This is a genomic window from uncultured Campylobacter sp. (assembly GCF_938045345.1).
Lineage (GTDB): Bacteria > Campylobacterota > Campylobacteria > Campylobacterales > Campylobacteraceae > Campylobacter_B.
Genome location: NZ_CALIMS010000020.1, coordinates 1 through 21935, shown reverse-complemented (window position 1 = coordinate 21935; position 21935 = coordinate 1). Strand labels below are relative to the sequence as shown.

Genomic DNA, 21935 nt, shown 5'->3' with positions numbered 1-21935 from the left:
ACCTACTAGATTGCTTGATTAGGAGGCAGATTTTTTGGATATGCGATAAGCATTTGCGCTCATAGTTGCTGAGCTTAAATTCCAGCCATTTGTGAGCCTTGCTCGCTTTATTGTTTAAAAGGCTCAAATTTTAGTCGCTTGTGAGCGCTCATTCGCTTCCTTACCTGCGTAAATTTAGCGCGTGAAAATCACGACCTCGCCGCGCTCAAACGTGATCTGCCGTCCCGCTAGATACAGCTCGAAGTAGGGCTTCAAAAAGTCCTCCTGTGGTCTTTGCGCGTAGTTTGGATACTGCAAGTACGCCGAGAGTAGGTAGTCGCAGTTGATCGAATAGTACGCCTCGCCGAGCACCCATAGCTTCGCATCGAGTTTCGGCGAATCTATCATCCACTCCGTGATCGCTTCATAGACGGCGTCCGCAAGCTTGTCTTTACTATGCGCAAAATCAAAACCTTTCTGCACTCGAGCGAATTTTATCTGCTCAAGCATCTTTAAAAGCTCGCTCTTGCCTAGAAATTCTGCGAAAATTTTTAAATTTTGAACGTGCGCTAAAGCTAGGCTCTTAAGCGCTTTGTCATCAAATTTCGGATCCTGTGGCGGGCAAAAATACCCAGGCGCCACGCCCTAATCAAACGCTTTCCGCGTCTGCTGCTCCGTGGCTGCGTATATTGGCATTATGCGCGCTTGTAGCTCAGCGCCGTTTTGTAGCGGTGCAAACGCCGCTTCCACGCCGACGCCGTCAGGCATGAAGCACTGAAAAAGCCCGTAAAGCTTATCCTGCAGATCGATCTCTTCGCAATCCAAATTTAGATCCAGCCCCGCAGCCTCGTTAATGCGACTAGCGTACTCGAAATTCGTCATTTTCGCCCCTTTAAATTTTGATCGTCAAAACGTTTGCGTGGAATTTTACCTAAATTTTGCGCATTTGCCGAATTAAAATTTATGTGCGATGAGACTTTTGTAGAATTTAAAATTTAGCGGTTCGGTTTGGGCTCGGTACCGCGACAAAGCGACGGAGAGATTGGCGGCGACGGGTTGTCGTGCGGGCGGTTAGTAGCGGTGGATGGGTATCGCGCGGCGGAGGCGTCGCCCGACAGCGGCACCTACTGCATGTGGCGACGGGCGGTAGCCGATGATCGCGACCGCAGCGCTCGCAGAAGCAGGTTTTCGTGCTCAGGCCGTTGCAAAATGGCGGGCGGTGTATTGGATGACGGCAGCGCTCGTAGCGCCCGTGATGAATGCTGTATTTTTCACAATCCCTCCTTCGGTAGAAATTTATTAAATTTAGCTCGCCCTTTTACCGCTTGCATTAGTAGTGTCCTTCCATCTACTGGCCGTATCGCCGAAGAGGCGCAAACGCAGCATGCAATGTAATTTTACAGATCTTTTTATTTTTGCTAATTTTAGCTAAAATAAGCGAAATTTTAAAGGAAAGATATGCTGATTTCTTACTCGCTGCAAGATAACCGGAAATTCGCTAAAATGAGAACTAGAATTTCGCGCAGAATTTATAAAGGGGGCAAGTTCATCCGCGCCGTCTGCGCGACAGATTTGCTTTTCGCTTTTGCGTTTTCGGCTTGCCTTTTTATTTTTGAGGACGATTGGATAGAGTTTATACGTGAGTATTATGGCGATAAGTCCTGGATAAAGAGCTTAGGAGCTATCTTGCCTACTGCTTGCGCAGTTTTTTATATTTACGCTATTTGCGTTAGATCGTGGCTACTAAATTCCGCGATATATGATAAGAATAAAAATGTCACTTTCGGCGATTTTAGCATTGAAATTTCAGACGATTTAAAGGGGCAATTTATATTCGTAAGCGAGCGAGATACGCTCATTTATGATGCGGAATTTTGTGAGGTGGTAATGGAGCGCGATTTTTTGGTAATTTTGCTGGAAGGAAGTCTTTTTATCGCCGTACCAAACGAAGCGTTTAAAGAAATAAGCAAGGAGGAATTTGTTGCGAAATTAAACAAAACAATAAGTGAGGCAAAAAGCGAAATTTAAAAAGCTATGGGCAGATAGAACGGATATGATTGCGATCACAATGGAATCTTAGCCATAATGGAATTTTATCCGTTGCTTGCAAATCTTTTGCTATTTTTGTCTTAAAAATTTTTACTAAAGAATTTTATTTATGCTTACGAGTGCATAGTAAAAGTACCGCACTAAAATTTATTAAGCTCGGTGATGTCCTCTTGAGAGTACGCCTAAAATATTTTTATGCTCACGCTCTGCACCCTGCGGCGGTGCGGTAATGAGCGGCGATAGATAAGTTGTCGCGCGGCGACGGACGACGGCACCTACGGCGCGTGGCGACGGGCGATAACCGATGATCGCGACCGCAGCGCTCGCAGTCCACTTGCTCGCAAAAGCTGGATTTTTGCGCTCAGGCCGTCGCAAAATGGCGGGCAGCGTATTGGATAATGGCTGCCGCAGTACTCGCAGGCAGCTCGCTAGCAAAAGCGGGCTTTTCGCGTTCAGAGCGCGCATTAGCGGCGCAAAGTCGGCGGCATTATTCGATCCGTTGCGCGCGAAATGAAATATCGTTTAAATTCTAGAGCAAGACCTGCGCCTGCGGCGGCAAATTTGCTTGTAGTAATGGAATTTATCGTCCAAATTTAGTAAAAGATAAAATTCCAAATCGCGCATTAAGTAGTGTGAAATTTTATTTGATTTTGCTTCGCCGCGCAGCTGTTTGCGCGGCTTGCTTTAAATTTTATTCTATCCCCGCAAATGCTGCTTTTGCGTCCGCCAGATCCTTCTCGTCCGGGTGTTTCGCAGCCTCCGCCCAGCGCGCAAGTCGCTCGGGGGTGATAGGATGGGGCGAGTTGCCGCCGGCCGCCATTTTGCGCATCATTTCAAGTAGATTCGGATCGATCGCGCCCTGGCAGGCAAACTCCCTTATAATCTCGTTGCCGTTTGCTTTAAGCCCCTCTTCAAAGGCATCCAGGCACTTGCGCGAGTGCTCGCCGTCCGGCTCTGCGCCCAGAGTCATAAAAACGCCAAGCTTCTTGCCGTGAATCTTGCGTAAAAAGCGCATAAATTTCGCCTCCGCTTCGCCCTTATCGACGTAAAAGCCCAAGGCTATGAAATCGTAGTCATCGACCTCACTCTCAAAGTCGCGGAAATTTAGACTCTCGCAGCCCAGTTGCTCGGCGATCGCGTCGCCCACCTTTTTCGTGTTGCCCGTTTGCGAGGTGTAAAGCACGATTTTTTTCATACAAAATCCTTTCTAATAATGTTTGCTATCTCTTCGTTGATGTTGTTGCCCCAAAAAATTCCATCCAAGCTCAAGATCGATCTTTGATCTTTTAGCTCCAAAAGCCCCCAGCTCTCAAATTCTTTGAGCTTTTGCACCGCTTCGTCGTAAATGCTCGCGCTCAGAGCCTCTTTTAGCTCGTTTAAGCTTACGATCGGGTATTGAAACAGGTTGTTTAGCACGCTATATTTTGCCTCGCGCTCATCGATTCGCGAGATCATCTTGTGTCCCGACACGCCGTAAATTCCGAAGCCCGCTACGTGTCCGCCCGCGCCGTTGCCGATAGGCAGGATATCCGTGCCCTTGTGGCTTAGCTTGATGTAGCCGTAGTTATCGCGACCTTTGCGAGCAAGTTTGGTAAGCTCCAAAACCTCGAAATTCCCGCTTTGCAGTAGCGCCTCTGCAAAGGCATGGTGCAGCTTTTTATCAGTCGGCAGATCGTAGTAGGAGGTGTCGATCTTTTTGGATAACTCCGAGCCTTCGAAAAACATCAGCGAGTAAAAGCTAGCGCTATCAAGTCCGAGCTCATTTACGTAATTAGCATCTGCGATCGCCTCCTCTACGCTTTCGTTGGGGAAGTTGTAGATAATGTCGCAGCAGAGCATGCCGTCAAATTTTTCTCTAAGATCCTTTAGTCGCTCGATTGCGCGAGCGGGCTTATGCACGCGGTTTAAAAGCGCGCGCCCCTGTCTGCTGAAGGTCTGCACGCCGATGCTAAAGCGGTTTACGCCGAAGCTTTGCAGAGCGAGCGCCTTTTGCAGGTCTAAATTATGCAGCGTGGTCTCTACGCTGATCTCGCAGTCCTCTGCGATCTTGAAATTTTTATGCAGCGCGCCCAGAACCTTTTCGAAGTGCGTCTCACTAAAGACGCTCGGCGTGCCGCCGCCGAAGTAGATGCTTTTGATATTTTTAGTATCGAAGTAGGGCATCTCGCCATAGTCTTTGATCTGGCGGATCAGAAATTTAGCGTATTCGTCCAGCTCGTCGCCGAGTTTGGAGCGCATCATCGAACAAAACGAGCAGATGTTGTCGCAAAAGGGCACGTGAAGATAGATCACGCAGTCGCTGTCTTTCGCGGGCTGCTCCAGCGCATCGAACAGCTCGTTTTCGCTTGCGGAGACGCTCTCGAAAAGCTTGGAGCGATGGTGGGATTTAATGCGTTCTTTAAACATCTATTTCGTTGCCTCCGCGTAAATTTCATCCACCGTCTCGCCGATCTGTGGGCTTCCACGCAAGATGAGCGTCGGAGCTTTTAAAATTTTGCCCGATTTTACGGCTTTGGTATTTTTAAGGATCGGATTTGCCTTTAAAAAATCCTCCGTCTCGCCGCCAACGACGACGATTATATCGGGGTTTTGCTCGAGGATGTATTCGGCAGATACCGAAGGCGTGCTGCCTTTTAGGCCGTCTGCGATATTTTTGGCGCCTAGGCGAGCGAAGATATCGCCGATGAGGGTTTTGTCATTGAAAGCCATAGTGGCGTTTGAGCCGAAAAATAGCGCTACTTTTTTGCCGCGAAGAGCGGGTTTGTCTGCAAAAATTCCATCCATCCGCGCGCAAATTTTATCCGCCTCGCTCTCCTTTTTTACGATAGCTGCGACCTTCTTTACGTTTTGGCAGATATCTGCGGTGGAGTTTGCATCCATTGCAAGGCTCTTAAGTCCCAGCTTTTGTAGATTCTCGCTAACGCCCGCGGAGTGAAAGCTCGTGATGACCAGATCTGGCTTAAGCTCGACGATCTTTTCCATATTCGGCTTGATGTAGGTGCCTACGCTCGGTAGTTTCGCAGTTTCTGCCTCTGGGCGGATCTTGCTCATCGAGGTAGTTGAGATCGCAGCGATCTGATCCTGCGCCCCCAAAGCGTAGATGATCTCGACCGCGGCGGGATCGAGCACTACCAGACCTTTGGCGAATACAAAGCTCGCCGAGAGCAAAGCTATAAGAATTTTTTTCATAATTTCTCCTTTTTGGGTAGTATAAACTTTACCCCGTTTTCTTCTACTATTAGGGCTTCAAAGCCGTAAATTTCTTTTATGATCTGCGGCGTAAAAAGCTCGCTCGCACTGCCGCGATATCTCACCGCACCGTCTTTTAGCATAAAAATTTCATCGCAAAACAGCGAGGCTAAATTTAGATCGTGCAGCACGATGACGCTCGTTAAATTTAAAGAGCGCGTCAGGTTTTCGCAGATGCTCATCGCCTCGATGGCGTAGTTCATGTCCAGCGCGCCCGTGGGCTCATCGAGCAGTAAAATTTCAGGCTCGCTGACGAGCGCTCTAGCAAGCAGCACGCGCCCGAACTCCCCGCCGCTTAGCTCAAACGCGCTGCGATTTAAAAATTTCTTCACGTCCAAAAGCTCGGCGATTCGCTCTACCTTGTCGCGGTCGCTGGCATCGTAGCCGCTAAATGCGCTTTTTAGGCGGCAAAATCTGCCCGCAAGTAAAATTTCATTCACGTTCAGTGCGGCTGCGAGAGCTGTTTTTTGCGGCACGAAGCCGATGAGCGCGGCAAGCTCTTTGAGGCTATATTCGCTTGCTTTTTTGCCGTTTATTTCGATGATGCCGCTTGCGGGCTTTAAAATTTGCAATATGTTTTTTAGCAAGGTGCTCTTGCCGCAGCCGTTAGGACCCAAAATCCCGTAAAATTTACCCCGTTTTAAATTTAACTCTATGCCTCGCAAGATCGCCCGCTTGCCGTAGCTGAAGTTTAGCGCCGAAATTTTCATGCATGCTTCCTAAACGCGAGGTATAGAAAAAAGGGCGCGCCGAAAAAGGAGGTCACCACGCCGATCGGAATTTCTACCGGCGAGAGGGCGTTTTTAGCGATTACGTCGCAAAAAACCAAAAAAACTCCGCCGGTAAGCGCGCTAGCGGGGATCAGCACGGCGTTGCTAGACGTGCGAAGCGCCATACGCAAGGTATGCGGGATGATGAGCCCCACGAAGCCTATCATCCCCGTAAATGCGACCGAAAAGCCGATGATGAGCGAGGAGACGATGAGTAAGCTCTTTTTGGACTTCTCGACGTTGAGCCCCAGCGACTTCGCCTCCTCGTCGCCGTTTAAGATGATATTTAGCTCGTGACGCTTCGCGTAAAAATACGCCATGCAAAACAGCAGCGGCGGCAGCAAAAGCGCGATCTTTTGCCAGTTTGCGCCACCTAGATAGCCCATCATCCACGCCGTAATCCTAAAGCTATCCTCTCCGATGAGATAGACCGCGAAAGAGGTAAATGCGCCCAAAAACGACGATACGGCGATGCCTACGATTAGCAGAGTCGAGATCGAGCGAGTATGAGCGGCGAGCTTAAAGATCACGAGCGAAAGCCCGCTGGCGGCCAAAAACGCGAAAATTCCGTAAAAAACGTCGCTAAGCCCCAGCAGGTAAGCTATGACCGCGCCGAAGGTCGCTGCCGAGGCGATGCCGATGATGTAGGGATCCGCAAGCGGGTTTAAAAATACGCTTTGCACCACCACTCCCGAGGTTGCCAGCAGCGCGCCTATTAAAATTCCAAGCACGAGGCGCGGAAGGCGCATTTGTAGCAAGATAAGCTGCTTGGTCTCGTCTATCTCGCCGAAGGTGAAAAATTTCGCGACATCGCCCAGCGAAATGCTTGCCCCACCGCTACTTATGGCTACTAAAGCAAGCAATATAAAAGCTGCGATTAGAAAGAGATAAAATTTAAAGCTCATAGCCCACCAGGCAAACTATACGCGCAGATTTCGTCGCGGCGGATATTTTAAAATTTAAGCGGTGCCAGGAATTTATACGCGCGGAATTTATGAAATTCTCGCGGCTGGCGCCATTATTTTTGCAGCTCGCAGAGCTTCTGATATGGGCGCGAAAAAGTACGTAGCCGCACACCTGATCTGGCATAAATTTCCTCCTAAAAGTATTCGCGATTTTTGTTAAGAAATTAAAATCGTTATCATAAGATTTTATCGCTTGGTTTCTTAAACCGCGATAAATTCCGTAACGGCTAAGAGCTACGGAGTTAAATTTAGGGCGATTAAGTATTAAAATTTCGCGCGCCGCCAAGTCGCCTCTTTAAATTTGAAATTCAAAATTTAGGCGTCAAATTTAAACACCGAAAGAGCTCTTTTTAATTTTTGCAATTCAGCTTTAAATTATAAAAACGCCGATAAAATACGCACTAAATTTTATTTAGCGAGCCCCGCTTTAAAGCCGCAAGCCGTTTTGTTAAAACGACATACTGCCCAAGCCGCTCGCTAAGTTTTAAGGAGTGAGCATGAAATTTTGGCAAAAGATCCTTTGGGCGGCGGTCGCCGTCATAGGGGCGTGGTGTTTCGGCGTACTTGCGCTAAATAAAGGCGAGAGCATCAGCGCCGTCTGGCTCGTAGTAGCCAGCGCGTGCATCTATCTGATCGGATACACCTTCTACGGGCGCTTTATCGCGTATCGCGTCTTTGAGCTGGACGATCGTCGTGCGACTCCTGCAGTGATCCGAAACGACGGACGAGATTACGTTCCTACGAACAAATACGTCCTTTTCGGCCACCATTTCGCCGCTATCGCTGGCGCAGGACCGCTCGTAGGGCCCGTAGTAGCCGCGCAAATGGGCTATCTGCCTGGCATGATCTGGCTTTTGGTAGGCGTCGTGCTTGCAGGCGCGGTGCATGATTTTATCGTGCTCGTGCTCTCCACGCGACGCGGCGGCAAGAGCCTAGGCGAGATGATTAAAGATGAGATGGGCAAGCTCACGGGCGGCATCGCGATGATCGGGATTTTTTTCATCATGCTGATCATCGTGGCGATCTTGGCTATGGTCGTCGTAAAGGCGCTCGCAAACTCGCCGTGGGGGCTTTTTACGATTGCTATGACGATACCGATCGCCATATTCATGGGAATTTACATGAGGTTCTTGCGCCCGGGCAAGGTCAGCGAGGCATCGATCATCGGCTTTATTTTGCTGATGCTTTCGCTTTGGGGCGGGCATTACGTCTCGATCGATCCGTACTGGCACGACGTTTTTTCGCTAAAGGGCGAGACGCTCGCGCTTCTTACGATCGGCTACGGCTTTGTAGCGGCGATCTTGCCAGTGTGGCTGCTGCTCGCGCCGCGCGATTATCTAAGTACCTTCCTTAAGCTCGGCGTCATCATCGGCATGGCGGTCGCGATAATTTTCGTCGCACCCGAGCTTAAAATGCCCGCTACAACGAAATTTATCGACGGCACGGGTCCCGTTTTTGCCGGTCCGATATTTCCGTTTTTGTTTATCACGATCGCATGCGGCGCTATCTCGGGCTTTCACGCGCTGATCTCCAGCGGTACGACGCCGAAGATGCTCGAGTGCGAAACTCATACTCTTTTCATCGGCTACGGCTCGATGCTTATGGAGAGCCTCGTGGGCGTAATGGCACTTGTGGCGGCGTGCATCCTAAGCCCGGGCGAATACTTCGCTATCAACTCGCCCGCTGCGGTGCTGGGCAAAGACGCGGTAAGCGCCGCGGCGTATATAAGCTCTATCGGATTTAGCATTACGCCCGAGCAGATCGGCGCCTTGGCTTCAAATGTCGGCGAAACCACGATGATGAGCCGCACGGGCGGCGCTCCTACCTTTGCGATGGGGCTAACGATGCTACTGCATCAGATCATCGGCGGCAAGGAGCTGATGGCGTTTTGGTACCATTTCGCGATCTTGTTTGAAGCGCTGTTTATTCTGACCGCGGTCGATGCGGGCACGCGCACGGGGCGCTTTATGGTGCAAGAAATTTTAGGCAACGTCTATAAGCCCTTTTCCGATACCAAAAATTTCCTCTACGGCATCATTGCGACGGTGATCTGCGTGGCGGGCTGGGGCTATCTGCTCTACAGCGGCGTTACCGATCCTATGGGCGGAATTTACACGCTGTGGCCGCTTTTCGGCGCGTCCAATCAGATGCTCGCGGGCATCGCGCTGCTGCTCGCTACGGTGGTGCTTTTTAAAATGGGCAAGCAAAAATACGCCTTCGTCACGATCGCTCCCGCGATCTGGGTGCTTATAACCACGCTTTATGCGGCGATCTTGAAGTTGATGCCGGCTAACGGCGAGCGCGTGCATGACGCGGTAAGCCACGTGGCTATCGCGCAAAATACCGCCGCCAAGCTCGCCGGCCTAAGCGATCCCGCCGCGATCGAGAAGGCGCAGGCTATCATCAGAAATAACGTCATCGACGCCGTGCTATGTGCTCTTTTCGTCGTAGTTACGATCATAGTCATCGTCCAAACGATAAGGATGTGCCTTAAAATTTCAAAAGGCGGCGCGAGCGAGGGATATTTCAAGCTAGCAGAAAGCGAGTACGTAGATAGGGGCGTTTATGAAAAAGTTTAAATTTAATCCACTCGCAGCCCCGAAGGCCGTGGCGAGGTTTTTGGCGCGCGCGGATGCCGCACTTGCGCCGCTCATCGGGCTCGGCGATTACGAGGGCTATCTGCGCCATTTCAGAAGCGCTCATCCGGACGAAATCCCGCTAAGCAGGGCGGAATTTTTCCGCGCGATGCAAGATAGCAAGGCAAAAAACGTCAAGTGCTGATAGCGGCGAAAGGGCGCGGTCGCGCCGTACAAATCGTCGTTGATCTGAAATTTTAAATTTGATAGGGTGCGGGCGTGCGAGTCATAAAATTTAACCCGCTGCTAGAGATTAAATTTCGCGCGTACCTCTTGAAGAGCACTTTAAATTTGCCCGCACTTAGGGCGTTAAGATTTGTCCTTGCCGTTGCGCCGTACTTATCGCTGAGCCGCGATTTTTTGCAATGCTCTCGCCTGCATGTCGTAGAATTTTTAAGCGGGTATTTCTGTGTCTTGGTAGAATTCTATATAAAATTTTTGCAAAATTTTTAACAAATCTGCCTTAATTAAAGGCGTGAAATCACGGCTGCAAATTTTAAATCAGGAATATGGGTGTGCTTGGATCATGGCTTAGATTTCATAGCAGGTTAAAATTTGCTCCGTATCCTCGTCGTAGGCGTTATCGACTAGTATGAGATCGCGGGTGAACTCAAGCGCGCGATGCCTGCGTTTTTCATTTTTACCGGGAGCGAGGAGTGAATATTTTTCTTTTTCGTCGCGGCTGCTGCCCTCGGGCGCTAAATTTTGCTCGGCAAATGCGCCATTTTGCTCCGTTTCGGATTTTGTGCTCGCAGCCCGGCAAGAAGCAGCCGTAATGACGCCTAAAATTCTCGTGCCCTTTTGTTTAAATTTATGCGCCAGCACGGGCTTTGCCGCGAGATATTGGACCTGCTCGCCGAGTTTAAATTTAAAGGGCTCGTCGTACTCAAATTTATCCGTCGCTTCGCATCTGGATTTACTCGCCTCGCCCTGCATAAATTCGCCCGAGCTGCCGTCCTCGAAGCCGCCCGCCTCGCTACGCACAATATCAAGAACCCTCAGCTCATTCGGCTCGTTTATAAAGTGCCCGCGCCAGCCATCTAGTCCATCCGCCGCAAGATCTAATTTATCGAAATCAAAGTCCAGCTTCACGCGGAATTTAACGTTAAAATTTGCGTCCGTAAAAACAAGCTCGTTAGCACCCTCTATTTCGCCGTTTTCGCCCGCTTCGCCCACGCGAATGCAGTATCCGCCGCCCACGCGCTGCACCTGCATCATAAGGCAAGCTTTAGCGATGATTTTAAGCTCGCAACCGCTTAAATTTAAGCGGTAAATTTGACCCGAGCGCGTAAAAATCAAGAAATTTAGCTCATCCCTGCTTAAAGATCGCCGCGCAGCCCTTTAATCGCTTTCGCATGCCCGTCTGCATCTTAAAATCGTAGATAACAAGTGTGTCGTCTGTCGCCATAATAGCCTTTTTATCGCCATCCTTGCTACTTAGCGCGATAAAGTTGCCGTATTTTAGCACGCCCTTTTTGTGCTTTGAGATGAGCGCGAGATCCGCGGCGTTAAATTTATAAATCGCGTCAATAAAGCCCAAAACTACGAGCGTACGGCCGTCATCGTCAAAGGTCGCGGCGCGGGTAAAATCGCGGAAAGGCGCGCAGGCTAACTGCTCGCCGCTTGCAAGCGAGAATTTTCTAAGCTTCATCTGCTTTTGCTCGTCGTTATCGCCTGCGTAAAATGCGCGATCACCCTTAATTAGGACGTTTTGCTGATATCGCGAAGTCTATTTTGAAGCCTGCTTTGCCATAAAATTTTCATCCGTCGCTCCTTCCGTCTGCGCGTAAGAACACAGCGCGATTTATTGCTTTTAATTTGCGCTAGCGGTTTTATCGGCGCGCATGCTAATACTTGCTGTTGCTTAAAATACGCTATTTACGCGGCGCTCGGTACCGATTTAATCGACATTTTAGTCGTGCTTTGCGGGCAAATTTATCCGCGCAGCGTTTGGACCGGGCTAGAAAGAAATTTAACCGCGCGCTGTTTGAGCGAAACCGCAAAATTAGCCTCGCAAATTTAGATCATTTTTTCGGTTTATTTTCTTTGATATAGTCCACGGCGATACGCTGGCAGGCGATTTTATCGTTCTTTTCAAGGCATAAAGTCTCCAGCTCCTCGCGGCTGAAATTTTTGTAATCCTTGATCGTCTTTTTGCCGCCGCCTCCCATGACGAAGTATATGAGAGCCGCTAAAATCGCCATCGCAGCGATTAATCTAAGCATGATTACCTCCTAAATTTCATAGATTTTGCGCCAAATGTGCGAGCGAATTCGGCGCGCATCTGTTTAAATAGGCAGTCAAATTCTATGCCGTTCGGATTTTGCGAGCAGCGCATTTTTAAATTTAAAGCAAATTAATCTGCTTCGGAAAGTACCTATCCAGCGTCTGCGCTACCTGCTCTAACCAGACCTTTCGCTCGACCTCGTCGCTATCCGCGACCACTCTAAACATCAGCCGCTCAAAGGTTTTCACGCCGCAAAAATCAAAAATGCAGCTTTTCCAAATTCTTTCCAGCGGATCGCCGAATATCTCGTTTTCTCTGGCCTCGGGGGTGTTGGAGGTGTTGAAAACTACGGCGGCTTTAGCCTTTAAAAGCCCTATCGGAAGCCCGCCGCCGTTATCGCCCGGCGCAAAATCGTAGGCTACTCTCTGCCTTAGCACACGGTCAATCCAGCCCTTGAGGATGGCGGGTGGCTCGCCCCACCAGTTCGGATGGACAATCACGATGCCGTGGGCGTTTGCTATGTCTTTTTGATGCGCTTTTAACAGCTCGTCGTCGCTTTTATCGCTTATTAGTTCGGCGCCGCTAAGAATCGGGTTAAATTTTTCTTTATACAGATCGTGAAATCTAACTTCGTAGCCGCTATTTTGTAGCTTTTCTGCCGCTGCGTTTGCAATAGCCGCATTTAGACTTCTCTCGTAAGGATGCGCTAAAATGATGCAGATTTGTTTCATCTTACTCCCACTCTATCGTTGCGGGTGGTTTGCTCGAGATGTCGTAAACTACGCGGTTGATGCCATCCACTTCGTTTATGATGCGGCGTGAGACGTTTTCTAGCAGATCATACGGTAGGCGCGAGAAGCTGGCTGTCATACCGTCGCTAGCGTCCACTACGCGTATGCACACGGCGTTTTCGTAGGTGCGGTTATCGCCCATAACGCCGACGGAGTGCACGTTTAGCAGCACGCAAAATGCCTGCCATGTTTTGTTGTACCAGCCGCTTGATTTTAGTTCATCGCGTAGAATCACGTCGGCTTTGCGTAGTAGCTCGAGGCTCGGCGTATTTACCTCGCCCATTATGCGGATCGCAAGGCCAGGACCTGGGAATGGATGGCGGAAAACGACTTCGCGCGAAAGACCTAGCTCAAGTCCCAGCTGGCGCACCTCGTCTTTAAAAATTTCGCGCAGAGGCTCGATCAGTTCAAATTTCATATCCTTAGGCAGGCCGCCTACGTTGTGATGGCTTTTGATCGTTTTGCTCGAGCCTGCGACGGAGCTTTCGATGATGTCGGTATAGAGCGTACCCTGGGCTAGAAATTTTACGTTTTTGTGTTTTGCCGCTTCTTTGCTGAAAACTTCAATGAAGGTCGCGCCGATGATTTTGCGTTTTTGCTCTGGATCGATCACCCCTTTTAGCCTGCTTAAAAATAGCTCGCTAGCATCGATCACGTCTAAGCTCACGCCGAGTTTGAGCCTAAACATCTCCTCTACCGCCTTGCGCTCGCCAGTGCGGAGTAGTCCGTTATCGACGAAAACCGCTATTAGGCTCTGCGGCACCGCATGCGCCAAAAGCGCCGCTACGACCGAACTATCCACGCCGCCACTTACCGCGCAAAGCACTTTGGCGCTGCCTACGCGCTCTTTTATTTTGATCATCTGCTCTTTGGCGAAGCTACCCATATTCCAAGTGCTGGTTATTCCGCAGATCTCTTTAGCGAAATTTTTTAAAATTCTATCGCCAAACTCGCTGTGGCAGACCTCGGGGTGAAATTGCAACGCATAAATTTTACGGATCTCGTCGCCGAATACGCACCACTCACTCTCATCCGAGCTCGCCATCACCTCAAAGCCCTCCGGCAGGCTCTCGACCTTGTCCGAGTGGCTCATCCAGACAGTAGAGTTATCCTCCACGCCGCCAAATAGCCTGCTAGCGCGAAGCAGTTTCAAAGAGGCTTTGCCATACTCTTTTTTACCCGCAGGCACGACGCTGGCGCCAAATTTATGCGCGATGAGCTGCATGCCGTAGCAGATACCTAAAATTGGAATTCCAAGCTCAAAAATTCTATCGTCGCAAAAATACGCATCCTTGGCGTAAACGCTAGCGGGTCCGCCGCTTAAAATAAGGCCTTTAGGGTTTTTGGCTTTTATCTTATCGATCGGTGCGTCGTATGCGATCAGCTCGGTGTAAACGCCTTGTTCGCGCAAGCGCCTAGCGATCAGCTGGGTGTATTGGGAGCCGAAGTCCAGCACTAAAATGTCTGCCGTTTGCATGAAATTCCTTTGTAAAAATTTTTAAAAGTATAACAAAGCAAAGCTAAAAGTAGGCTATTTATCGCGTAAAATTCTAACGCTGCCTTTCGCGCCGTTTGTTTTGTTGCCATCCGCGGCGGATGCCTTTGCGTTCACGGTTTGCTCATCCGCGTCCGAGTAAAACGGCGGCGCTTTGTATCCGCAGCCGCTAAGCAAAACTAAGATAAAAAATGCTAAAATCCGCTTATGGAAAATGCAAGAGAAATAATAGCTCATATCAGAAAAGATCCTTTATATGCCAAGATGCGAGAAAGAGGCGAGTTTTTAGCGATTTTGCCGCTTAGTTGGCAAAGGCTGATCGCTTTCATCTACGTCAAAGATGGCATTTTGATGATAGCCGCGAAGCACCCGGCTGGGCTTTGCGAACTAAAACGCGATAGTAATATAAATTTAATAAAAGACGTATTAAAGCGCTTCGTAGCTGCTAGAGAGACGGCGGAGCTTTGCGGCGTGCGCGAGATAAAATTTTTCGTCGCAGATAGAGTGATGAGTAGAAGAAGGGCGCAAATTTATAAAGCTCATTTGCGTCCTGGCAGCAAAATTTTATCTTCAGAGCGCGCAAAAGGGGAGTTTACAAACAAAATCCAAGATCCGCAAATTTATAAAATTTTTGAAGAGATAAGAGGGCTGATCCTTGCTAATAGAGGAGATTAAGAGTCTGCCTGCCGCACCCGGCGTGTATCAATACTTCGACGCCGCGGGCAAGCTGCTATACGTCGGCAAGGCAAAAATTTTAAAAAATCGCGTCAAAAGTTACTTTTCTTTCACGCCCGCTCTCGCGCCGAGCCCCCGCCTAAGCGCGCGCATCGCAAAGATGATAAGCGAGGCGGCGCATTTAGAATACATCGTAACTCCCAGCGAGAGCGACGCGCTGATACTAGAAAATTCCTTCATTAAGCAGCTCAAGCCCAAGTACAACATCTTGCTGCGAGACGATAAAACCTATCCTTATATATATGTAAATTTAGACGACGACTTTCCGCGCTTTGAGATTACGCGAAAGATCATAAAGGGCAGAAACATCAGATACTTCGGTCCCTATTTTCACGGCGCGAAGGAAATTTTGCAGACGCTTTACATGCAGTTTCCGCTCGTGCAGAAGAAAAATTGCGTTAAGGGCAAAAAGGCCTGTTTGTTCCATCAGATCGGGCGTTGCACCGCTCCGTGCGAGGATAAAATTTCAAAGCAGGATTACGCGCATATCGTGCAGAGTGCGCTTGCGGCTCTGAAAAATCCGCAAAAGATGGTGCCGCAACTTCAGGATCGGATGGCGCGGCTTGCGCAGAGCGAAAATTTCGAGGAAGCCGCACAGATCCGCGATACGATCGAAATTTTAAAACAGATGAACGTAAAGGTTGAGGTCGATCTGGCAAAGCTCGATGATTTCGAGGTCTTTGCGATTGCCGCACGCGATGGGCTCGTCTGTGCCGTGCATTTTAGCATACGCGAGGGTAAAATTTCAGCCTCAAGCTCGCATATAATCAACTGCAAAGCCCCGAGCGCCGATGATATCGCAAACGCCTACAAGCAGATGATCTTAAGCGCCTTCCCGGCCGCAGCCCCCGTGGCGTGCGCTAAAATTTACGTCTGCGACGAGTTTGACGATGCGGATCTGGTATGCGAAATTTTATCCAAGCGGCACGAAAGAGCGTTTAAAATTTACGCGCCGAAAATCGGCGAGAAACGTAAAATTTGCGAGATTGCATATAAAAACTGCGAGATCAATATCAAAAAACATCTAAAAACGCACGATTATGCATTTTTGCAGGAGCTGAAGGATTATTTTGATCTTACGAATTTGCCTGTAAATATCGAAGTTTTCGACAATTCGCACATGTTCGGCGCCGCAGCCGTGGGGGCTATGATAAGCTTTCAAGACGGCGAGTTTAACAAGCAAAACTACCGCCACAAGCACCTTAGCTCAAACAACGACTACGATCAGATGCGCGAGTATCTAACTAGCCGCGCGCTTAAATTTGACGAGCTTGCAGCGCCCGATCTGTGGCTCATCGACGGCGGAACGGTTCTGCTAAACTTAGCGGAGGAAATAATCTGCAGCGTCGGAGCAAACGTCGATATAATCGCCATCTCTAAAGAAAAGATCGACGCTAAAGCCCACCGCGCAAAGGGAGCCGCAAAAGATAAAATTTGCACGAAGGGCGGGATTTTTTCGCTAGCAACGGACGATAAAAAGTTGCAGTTTTTTCAGCGCCTGCGCGATGAAGCGCACCGCTTTGCAATCTCGTTTCACCAAAAAAGCAAACGCAAACTCGATCTGCAAAGCTCAAAACTGCTAAGCTTGGGCGTTAGCAAGGGAAGCCTGAAGAAGCTTTTGGACTTTTACGGCGATTTTGAGAGCATTTATGCGGCTAGCTTCGAGGAGATCAAATCGCTTACGAATATTCAAACCGCCGAAAAAATTTTAAACAATCATTAACGAAAACCTAACGCAAAAAGCTATATTTAAAGATTTGTTTAGTAAAATCACCCATTAACTTTGCAGGACGGCTAAATCGTCTCCGCCTAGCGTGACGGAAGCGACTTCGTTTCTCCGGTTGAATAAAATTTAACGTCGCGTAAGCTGCGCTTTGAAGGATTTTGTATGAATTTAAATACTACAAGTGCTTTGAGACTTGTTAGCGGTATCCCGTTACTTTTGATTTTCGCGTTTGCATCATATTTCTTGTTTATCTCTTTGCAGGATTACGCCAGAGTGGGAATTTTGCAGCAGCAGATTGCTAAAAACAGCAATCTCGCGGCGTTAGTGGAGCAGGTAGATAAAGAGCGCGGTATCACTTCGGCGTTTTTGGGTAGCGAGGGAAACCCCGGTATGGGAACCCTTCTATCGGGTCAACGCAAAAAAACCGACGATGCGCTTGCAAAGTATAAAGAAAGCAAAAATATCAGTGAAAATGTCGTAAAAAAGACTATTTTTGATATTTTCGCTTACGGCACCGGTAATGACGAGCTTTTGGCTGCTGAGACCGATATAGACGGTTTATTAGACAAACTTCCGCAGATAAGAAGGGATGTCGATGCTCAAAGCAAAAGCTTCGGTGAGCTTTTCAGCTCATATTTTCAAAAATTCGACGATGATGTAAAAAAAATCCAACGAGTGCTAAGAGAGGGTCTTGTAAGCTCAAATATCACCGTTTGGACGGTTTCATTGCTTAATACTTATGAAGCGATGGATGCCACTGCATCAGAGCGCGACTATATTATCGAATACATTATCGGTAGCAAGGCGATGAATCAGGCGCAGCTAAGGACTTGGGCTAGCTTCAACCTATCTAGTTCGCTTCCTAATTACTACTTCTTGCCGGAATCCGATGCTAGAGCCGCGATTTTAAAAATTCTAGACGGAGAGGAATTTCAAAACGCATTAAGAGAAACTGCTAAAATTTCAGCCACATTACAGCAAGAAGCGGACGAGGGACACTATAGCGTGCCTTTTCAAGAGTGGTTTGCCTCTACTACACTTAAATATAAAAAGTTAAGTGAAATTTCTGAAAAGATCAATGCTGAGCTTGCGGCACATGCCGATACTTACCTAGCACAAAGACTAAGAAACCTATTTATCGCTCTTGGTATATGGGTTTTAGCGGCTATTTTGGTCGTTTTTGCCTTGGGTATTACAAGACGTTTAAGACAGAACGTTACCGACCTCGGCAACGTGCTTAGCCGAATCGGCGATTTGACGAACCAGCACGAGCATATCGACGTTAGGACTAGTGAGGGTGTTAACAAAGCGTATTCGCTTATCGAGGATGCGCTCGATCTGATTGCGTATCAAAAGGGCGCTGCGGAGGATGCCAACAAGGCAAAATCGATCTTTTTAGCTAATATGTCTCACGAGATCAGGACGCCGCTTAACGGCATCATCGGCTTTACGGAGCTTCTTAAAAATACCGATCTGGATGAAGAGAAGCGCGATTACGTTGATACCATCGAAAAATCGTCCGAGAACCTTCTAACGATCATTAATAACATTTTGGATGTCTCCAAGATCGAGAGCAATAAGGTCGAGCTTGAGGATATCTTATTTAATCCTATACAAGATTTCGAAAGCGCGGTTGAAATTTACGTAGCCAAGGCTGCCGAAAAGAATATCGACATCCTGCTCTACATCGATCCTACACTAGTGCACCACCTATACGGAGATATTACGAAGATCAAAGAGGTTCTTATCAACCTCATGTCAAATGCTGTCAAATTTACGCCTGAGCACGGCACTATCGTGGTCGAAATTTTAAGAGAGCCTAGCAAAGCTCCGGGAGAGGCGATCGTAACGTTTAGCGTAGAAGATACCGGCATTGGAATTTCTGAAGATAAGCTCGCAAATGTATTTAACGCCTTCTCTCAGGCCGACTCTACGATCACACGCAAATATGGCGGAACAGGTCTTGGACTTACGATTTCGTCGAAATACGTAGCGATGATGGGCGGTAAACTCCAGGTGAAATCTACCGTAGGAAAAGGTACTAGATTTTACTTTACCCTTGCTTTTAAAGAGACACAAAAAACTGATGCGGACGTAGTATTTGAAAGCATCAAAGGGCTAAATTTTGCGCTTTTAGCCGATAGCGCCGATACGATGTATAATGATATCGTTAAAAACTATATCAGCAAGCTAGGCGGTAAAATTTCGATATTTAATACGAACGCGCAGTTCCGCTCAGCGCAAAATAATAACAAATATGACGCTCTTATCACTAGATTTAAGAATTACGGCGAGGTTAGCGATATATTGAGTATGCCTACGATCTTGACTCTTAAGCCAAAAGAGCTTCAAAGTATTAGCATTTCAAATTCTAAAATTTTCACTCTCACAGAGCCTTTTAACTTAACCAAATTCGTTAAGACGCTAGATAAAATTTCAAAATCCGGAATTGCTCTAAGTAGATCGGATTTTGCTCCACAGACGCATGAGATTAAGCTGGATGCCGAGGTAGAAAAGCCTATCGTCGCTGATGAAATGATTATGGAAGAGCCGATAGTAAAAGAAAGACCTATCATCAACAAGCTCGATGAATTACGACATGCTACTACTTCGTCGGCAGACGAGCTACGCGCTATCTTGCAAAGCAGAAGGCGTACGCATGATACAGAAGTTCATTCTACGCATAAAGAGGAAACTGTTAGTAAGCCTAGTATCGCTCAAGAGCTCAAAAAAGAAGCTTCTAAAGCAGAAGAGCCGGTCATTAAGCCTATAGATATCGAGCCTATGAGTGATATTAAGATTGAAAAGATAGAGCCTGAATCGCCAAAGATTAATGTTGATATTCCTGAAATAGTAATTCCACGCGCAGAAAAGCCAAAAGTAGAGCCTTCAAGCACAAAGGATGCCCAGACCGATATCGATGAGCCTATATCTTTGGAAATTCCTGATGATTTTGTGGGGCTCAAAACACATGCGGCGCAGACCCAGGCTCCTAAAGCCGAAACTCCTAGCATTGATCTTTCCGATATTGAAATAGAGCTTCCTAAGATCAAAAAAGAGGAAGAAGTAAAGGCTGAGCCTGCAAAAGTAGAAATTCCAAAGGCTAAGGTTGAGACACCTAAGGCTGAGATTGAAATTCCTGATATAGATATCGATCTTTCGGATATCAAACCGAGCGTCAAAGCGCAAGAGCCTGCCAAAAAGGTTGAAATTCCAAGCGTAGAAGAAGAAATTCCTGTAGCCGTTAAAACCGAGTCTGAAATTCCTATCGCTAAAGCTTCGAAGCCTGATACTTCAAGTGTTTCTGCTCATGAAAATGAAATTTCAAATGTTAAACTTTCAGAATCTGAAAGTACAGCTGAAAAGATAATTGAGCCAGAACCTATCGCTGTTGAGCCAGAGCCGATAACAATTGAGCCTGAACTAAAACCTATAGAGCCAAAACTTGAAGAGGTTAAACAGGAGCCTTCAAATATCGAGTTTGAATCGATAACGCCAGTAGTAGAACCGGCAGCTCAAAATATTCCTGCCGAAGAGCCAAGTATTGAGCCGGAGTCGGTGTCTATTCCAAAGACAGAGCCTGTTACTCAAAACGTTCATGTCGAAGAGCCGGAGATTGAGCCTGTTAGCGTAAAAGTTGAACCGGTAGTTATCCCACAACCTGAGGAAGAGGAGATGGTCGAGGTGCCCGTCACCGTATACGAAGACGAGCAACAGGAAGAAACCATTATGGTCGAAGAGGATGTCGAAGTCGAAGAAGAGGTTGAAGTGCCGGTAGAGCGAAATCCTGCCGATGAAAATGTACCTTTGGTCAATAGAAAATATAACGCCAAAATCCTTATTGCGGAGGATAATGAGATCAATCAAAAGCTTATGAAGCATACGTTAAATAGCTTTAATATGAATTTGACGATAGTCGAAAACGGACTTTTGGCGCTGGAAGCCAGAAAAGCCAATAACGACTATGATCTCATATTTATGGATATTTCGATGCCTGTTATGGACGGTATCGAATCTACAAAGCAGATCAAGCAATACGAGCACGAGAATAATCTCCGCCACATCCCGATCGTGGCTGTTACCGCCAATGCGCTAAAAGGTGATAGAGAGAAATTTATGGCAGCGGGGCTTGACGAATACTGCACCAAGCCGATCAAAAAGGATATCTTAGCCCAAATGCTAGATAATTTTATCGGTGATAAACGATCTGATGCAGCGCCTGCCGGTGGAACTACAAAGAAGCTGGTTAAAAAGCTTGTCAAACGCCAGGTGCCTAAGACGGTCATTAAAACTGTCAAAGTGCCAAAGACGATAATGAAGCTAGTTCCTAAAAAAAGCATAGTTTCCGATGACGCAGTGAGAGCTAAGGGTGCGCGCGTGCCGACAAAAGATATACTTATATGTAAGGCAAACATTATGGAAAGTAAAATTTTTGCCAGCATATTAAAACACCAGTATAAAGACGTAGAAATTGCGGGCAATTTCGACCAGCTTATTTCTATGGCGGCTACGGGCAGCTATAAGCTTGTTTTGGTTGATAAAAAACTAGCGGGGCTAGACTTAGCGGCGTTAGAGAGCTTGCGCCGAAAAGCGCCTGCGACCAAGCTAGTTCTGTTTTCTAACGACAACGATGAAAATCCACTATTTAGCGAAGTCGCTAGTTACAATATCACCAAGTCGGGTCTTGAGAAACTCGCACAAAAATATATATAAGGATGAGGTCTTAAATGAGAGATTTGAAAGTTTTAACGGTTGATGACGACGCTATAAATTTGAAGCTACTTGAAGTTATGCTAAAAAAATACGGCAAATTCCAAACCATACTCCAAGCCAAAAACGGCTTGGACGCCCTTGCCGTACTCGAAGTTCAGCCCGTTGATTTGATTTTATTAGATATCGTAATGCCTGTGATGAATGGGCTGGAATTTTTAGATAATCTTCACGCTAGAGAAAGTATAGCTCATATCCCCGTCATCGTCCTTACTACCGACGAGACCGCCAAACGCGAGGCGCTAAATAAAGGCGCTTATGATTTTATGACAAAACCCATCAACGACAAAGATCTTCACAAAAAACTAGACGACGTTATGAATATTATCGGCGATTAAATCGCCGATTTTGTCCTCGTAGCTCAGTAGGATAGAGCGCAAAATTCCTAATTTTGAGGCCACAGGTTCGAATCCTGTCGGGGACACCATCTATCAAATTTTACCCCTAATTTTAGTTTTTTGATTTTTTTAAAAGCCCTGTTTTACGGGTTTTTCAAATTTTTTCAAAAAAATTTCAAATGCTAAAAACGCTAGATTATACAGG

Annotated in this window: 21 protein-coding genes and 1 tRNA gene; 8 read left to right on the top strand and 14 right to left on the bottom strand. The window is 47.5% G+C overall.

Annotation, left to right across the window (positions count from 1 at the left end):
* Positions 1-174: 174 nt before the first annotated feature.
* Both Q0144_RS04820 and Q0144_RS04815 read right to left on the bottom strand, forming a co-directional pair.
* Positions 175-621, bottom strand: a complete 447-nt coding sequence (locus tag Q0144_RS04820; RefSeq protein WP_298062197.1) for a hypothetical protein — start codon at positions 619-621, stop codon at positions 175-177.
* Between the two features lie 3 nt (positions 622-624).
* Positions 625-861, bottom strand: a complete 237-nt coding sequence (locus Q0144_RS04815; RefSeq protein ID WP_298062195.1) for a hypothetical protein — start codon at positions 859-861, stop codon at positions 625-627.
* A gap of 576 nt (positions 862-1437) precedes the next feature.
* Here Q0144_RS04815 and Q0144_RS04810 point away from each other — a divergent pair.
* Entirely contained in the window at positions 1438-2007 is a 570-nt protein-coding gene (locus Q0144_RS04810) for a hypothetical protein (RefSeq protein ID WP_298062193.1), read from the top strand.
* Positions 2008-2719: 712 nt separating this feature from the next.
* Here Q0144_RS04810 and Q0144_RS04805 read toward each other — a convergent pair.
* From Q0144_RS04805 to Q0144_RS04780, 6 genes are read right to left on the bottom strand one after another with little or no spacing between them, the layout of a single operon-like run.
* The gene (locus Q0144_RS04805; protein WP_298062192.1) at positions 2720-3223 is read right to left on the bottom strand and encodes a flavodoxin family protein; all 504 of its coding nucleotides are present in this window, start codon (positions 3221-3223) and stop codon (positions 2720-2722) included.
* Positions 3220-4434: a radical SAM protein gene (locus tag Q0144_RS04800; protein WP_298062190.1), complete on the bottom strand. Its 1215-nt coding sequence runs from the start codon at positions 4432-4434 to the stop codon at positions 3220-3222. The genes Q0144_RS04805 and Q0144_RS04800 overlap by 4 nt, the downstream gene beginning before the upstream one ends.
* On the bottom strand, positions 4435-5217 hold the full coding sequence (locus tag Q0144_RS04795) for an ABC transporter substrate-binding protein (protein WP_298062188.1): 783 nt from the start codon (positions 5215-5217) through the stop codon (positions 4435-4437).
* Entirely contained in the window at positions 5214-5987 is a 774-nt protein-coding gene (locus Q0144_RS04790) for an ABC transporter ATP-binding protein (RefSeq protein ID WP_298062186.1), read from the bottom strand. The genes Q0144_RS04795 and Q0144_RS04790 overlap by 4 nt, the downstream gene beginning before the upstream one ends.
* Positions 5984-6952 (bottom strand): iron ABC transporter permease, encoded by a 969-nt coding sequence (locus Q0144_RS04785; RefSeq protein ID WP_298062184.1) that lies wholly within the window; start codon positions 6950-6952, stop codon positions 5984-5986. The genes Q0144_RS04790 and Q0144_RS04785 overlap by 4 nt, the downstream gene beginning before the upstream one ends.
* Positions 6942-7136, bottom strand: coding sequence for a hypothetical protein (locus tag Q0144_RS04780; protein ID WP_298062182.1), 195 nt, complete (start codon positions 7134-7136; stop codon positions 6942-6944). The genes Q0144_RS04785 and Q0144_RS04780 overlap by 11 nt, the downstream gene beginning before the upstream one ends.
* Positions 7137-7509: 373 nt before the next feature.
* Between Q0144_RS04780 and Q0144_RS04775 the strand changes: the two genes are divergently transcribed.
* Positions 7510-9591 carry a carbon starvation CstA family protein gene (locus Q0144_RS04775; RefSeq protein WP_298062180.1) on the top strand — a complete coding sequence of 694 codons (2082 nt, stop codon included), beginning with the start codon at positions 7510-7512 and terminating at the stop codon, positions 9589-9591.
* On the top strand, positions 9578-9793 hold the full coding sequence (kcuS, locus tag Q0144_RS04770; protein WP_297898049.1) for a KCU-star family selenoprotein: 216 nt from the start codon (positions 9578-9580) through the stop codon (positions 9791-9793). The genes Q0144_RS04775 and kcuS overlap by 14 nt, the downstream gene beginning before the upstream one ends.
* A 386-nt stretch (positions 9794-10179) precedes the next feature.
* On the opposite strand, the gene Q0144_RS04765 is transcribed toward kcuS, so the two are convergent.
* The 6 genes from Q0144_RS04765 to Q0144_RS04740 form a co-directional block, all read right to left on the bottom strand.
* Positions 10180-10947: a hypothetical protein gene (locus Q0144_RS04765; RefSeq protein WP_298062177.1), complete on the bottom strand. Its 768-nt coding sequence runs from the start codon at positions 10945-10947 to the stop codon at positions 10180-10182.
* A 10-nt stretch (positions 10948-10957) separates the two neighbouring features.
* Positions 10958-11299: a hypothetical protein gene (locus Q0144_RS04760; RefSeq protein ID WP_298062175.1), complete on the bottom strand. Its 342-nt coding sequence runs from the start codon at positions 11297-11299 to the stop codon at positions 10958-10960.
* A gap of 373 nt (positions 11300-11672) precedes the next feature.
* Positions 11673-11873 carry a hypothetical protein gene (locus Q0144_RS04755; protein ID WP_297882160.1) on the bottom strand — a complete coding sequence of 67 codons (201 nt, stop codon included), beginning with the start codon at positions 11871-11873 and terminating at the stop codon, positions 11673-11675.
* Positions 11874-11994: 121 nt separating this feature from the next.
* The gene (locus tag Q0144_RS04750) at positions 11995-12606 is read right to left on the bottom strand and encodes an NAD(P)H-dependent oxidoreductase (protein ID WP_298062173.1); all 612 of its coding nucleotides are present in this window, start codon (positions 12604-12606) and stop codon (positions 11995-11997) included.
* Position 12607: 1 nt separating this feature from the next.
* Positions 12608-14143, bottom strand: coding sequence for a glutamine-hydrolyzing GMP synthase (guaA, locus tag Q0144_RS04745; protein WP_298062171.1), 1536 nt, complete (start codon positions 14141-14143; stop codon positions 12608-12610).
* Between the two features lie 54 nt (positions 14144-14197).
* Positions 14198-14398 (bottom strand): hypothetical protein, encoded by a 201-nt coding sequence (locus Q0144_RS04740; protein ID WP_298062169.1) that lies wholly within the window; start codon positions 14396-14398, stop codon positions 14198-14200.
* Positions 14399-14425: 27 nt separating this feature from the next.
* Between Q0144_RS04740 and Q0144_RS04735 the strand changes: the two genes are divergently transcribed.
* From Q0144_RS04735 to Q0144_RS04715, 5 genes are all read left to right on the top strand, one after another.
* Positions 14426-14836 (top strand): hypothetical protein, encoded by a 411-nt coding sequence (locus Q0144_RS04735; protein WP_298062167.1) that lies wholly within the window; start codon positions 14426-14428, stop codon positions 14834-14836.
* Positions 14817-16619, top strand: coding sequence for an excinuclease ABC subunit UvrC (gene uvrC, locus Q0144_RS04730; RefSeq protein WP_298062165.1), 1803 nt, complete (start codon positions 14817-14819; stop codon positions 16617-16619). The genes Q0144_RS04735 and uvrC overlap by 20 nt, the downstream gene beginning before the upstream one ends.
* 165 nt (positions 16620-16784) lie before the next feature.
* Positions 16785-21335: an ATP-binding protein gene (locus tag Q0144_RS04725; protein ID WP_298062163.1), complete on the top strand. Its 4551-nt coding sequence runs from the start codon at positions 16785-16787 to the stop codon at positions 21333-21335.
* A gap of 14 nt (positions 21336-21349) precedes the next feature.
* A complete protein-coding gene (locus tag Q0144_RS04720) occupies positions 21350-21730 on the top strand; it encodes a response regulator (RefSeq protein WP_005869488.1) in 381 nt (126 codons plus the stop codon).
* 12 nt (positions 21731-21742) lie between these two features.
* Positions 21743-21819, top strand: a tRNA-Arg gene (locus tag Q0144_RS04715).
* Positions 21820-21935: the final 116 nt, after the last annotated feature.

Coding starts and splice junctions, on each gene's coding strand:
- kcuS (WP_297898049.1), top strand. CDS start 9,578: ATGAAAAAGTTTAAATTTAATCCACTCGCAGCCCCGAAGGCCGTGGCG.
- Q0144_RS04775 (WP_298062180.1), top strand. CDS start 7,510: ATGAAATTTTGGCAAAAGATCCTTTGGGCGGCGGTCGCCGTCATAGGG.
- Q0144_RS04755 (WP_297882160.1), bottom strand. CDS start 11,873: ATGCTTAGATTAATCGCTGCGATGGCGATTTTAGCGGCTCTCATATAC.
- Q0144_RS04735 (WP_298062167.1), top strand. CDS start 14,426: ATGCGAGAAAGAGGCGAGTTTTTAGCGATTTTGCCGCTTAGTTGGCAA.
- Q0144_RS04790 (WP_298062186.1), bottom strand. CDS start 5,987: ATGAAAATTTCGGCGCTAAACTTCAGCTACGGCAAGCGGGCGATCTTG.
- Q0144_RS04795 (WP_298062188.1), bottom strand. CDS start 5,217: ATGAAAAAAATTCTTATAGCTTTGCTCTCGGCGAGCTTTGTATTCGCC.
- Q0144_RS04785 (WP_298062184.1), bottom strand. CDS start 6,952: ATGAGCTTTAAATTTTATCTCTTTCTAATCGCAGCTTTTATATTGCTT.
- Q0144_RS04780 (WP_298062182.1), bottom strand. CDS start 7,136: ATGCCAGATCAGGTGTGCGGCTACGTACTTTTTCGCGCCCATATCAGA.
- Q0144_RS04800 (WP_298062190.1), bottom strand. CDS start 4,434: ATGTTTAAAGAACGCATTAAATCCCACCATCGCTCCAAGCTTTTCGAG.
- guaA (WP_298062171.1), bottom strand. CDS start 14,143: ATGCAAACGGCAGACATTTTAGTGCTGGACTTCGGCTCCCAATACACC.
- Q0144_RS04720 (WP_005869488.1), top strand. CDS start 21,350: ATGAGAGATTTGAAAGTTTTAACGGTTGATGACGACGCTATAAATTTG.
- Q0144_RS04815 (WP_298062195.1), bottom strand. CDS start 861: ATGACGAATTTCGAGTACGCTAGTCGCATTAACGAGGCTGCGGGGCTG.
- Q0144_RS04805 (WP_298062192.1), bottom strand. CDS start 3,223: ATGAAAAAAATCGTGCTTTACACCTCGCAAACGGGCAACACGAAAAAG.
- Q0144_RS04760 (WP_298062175.1), bottom strand. CDS start 11,299: ATGAAGCTTAGAAAATTCTCGCTTGCAAGCGGCGAGCAGTTAGCCTGC.
- Q0144_RS04810 (WP_298062193.1), top strand. CDS start 1,438: ATGCTGATTTCTTACTCGCTGCAAGATAACCGGAAATTCGCTAAAATG.
- Q0144_RS04750 (WP_298062173.1), bottom strand. CDS start 12,606: ATGAAACAAATCTGCATCATTTTAGCGCATCCTTACGAGAGAAGTCTA.
- Q0144_RS04725 (WP_298062163.1), top strand. CDS start 16,785: ATGAATTTAAATACTACAAGTGCTTTGAGACTTGTTAGCGGTATCCCG.
- Q0144_RS04740 (WP_298062169.1), bottom strand. CDS start 14,398: ATGAGCTATTATTTCTCTTGCATTTTCCATAAGCGGATTTTAGCATTT.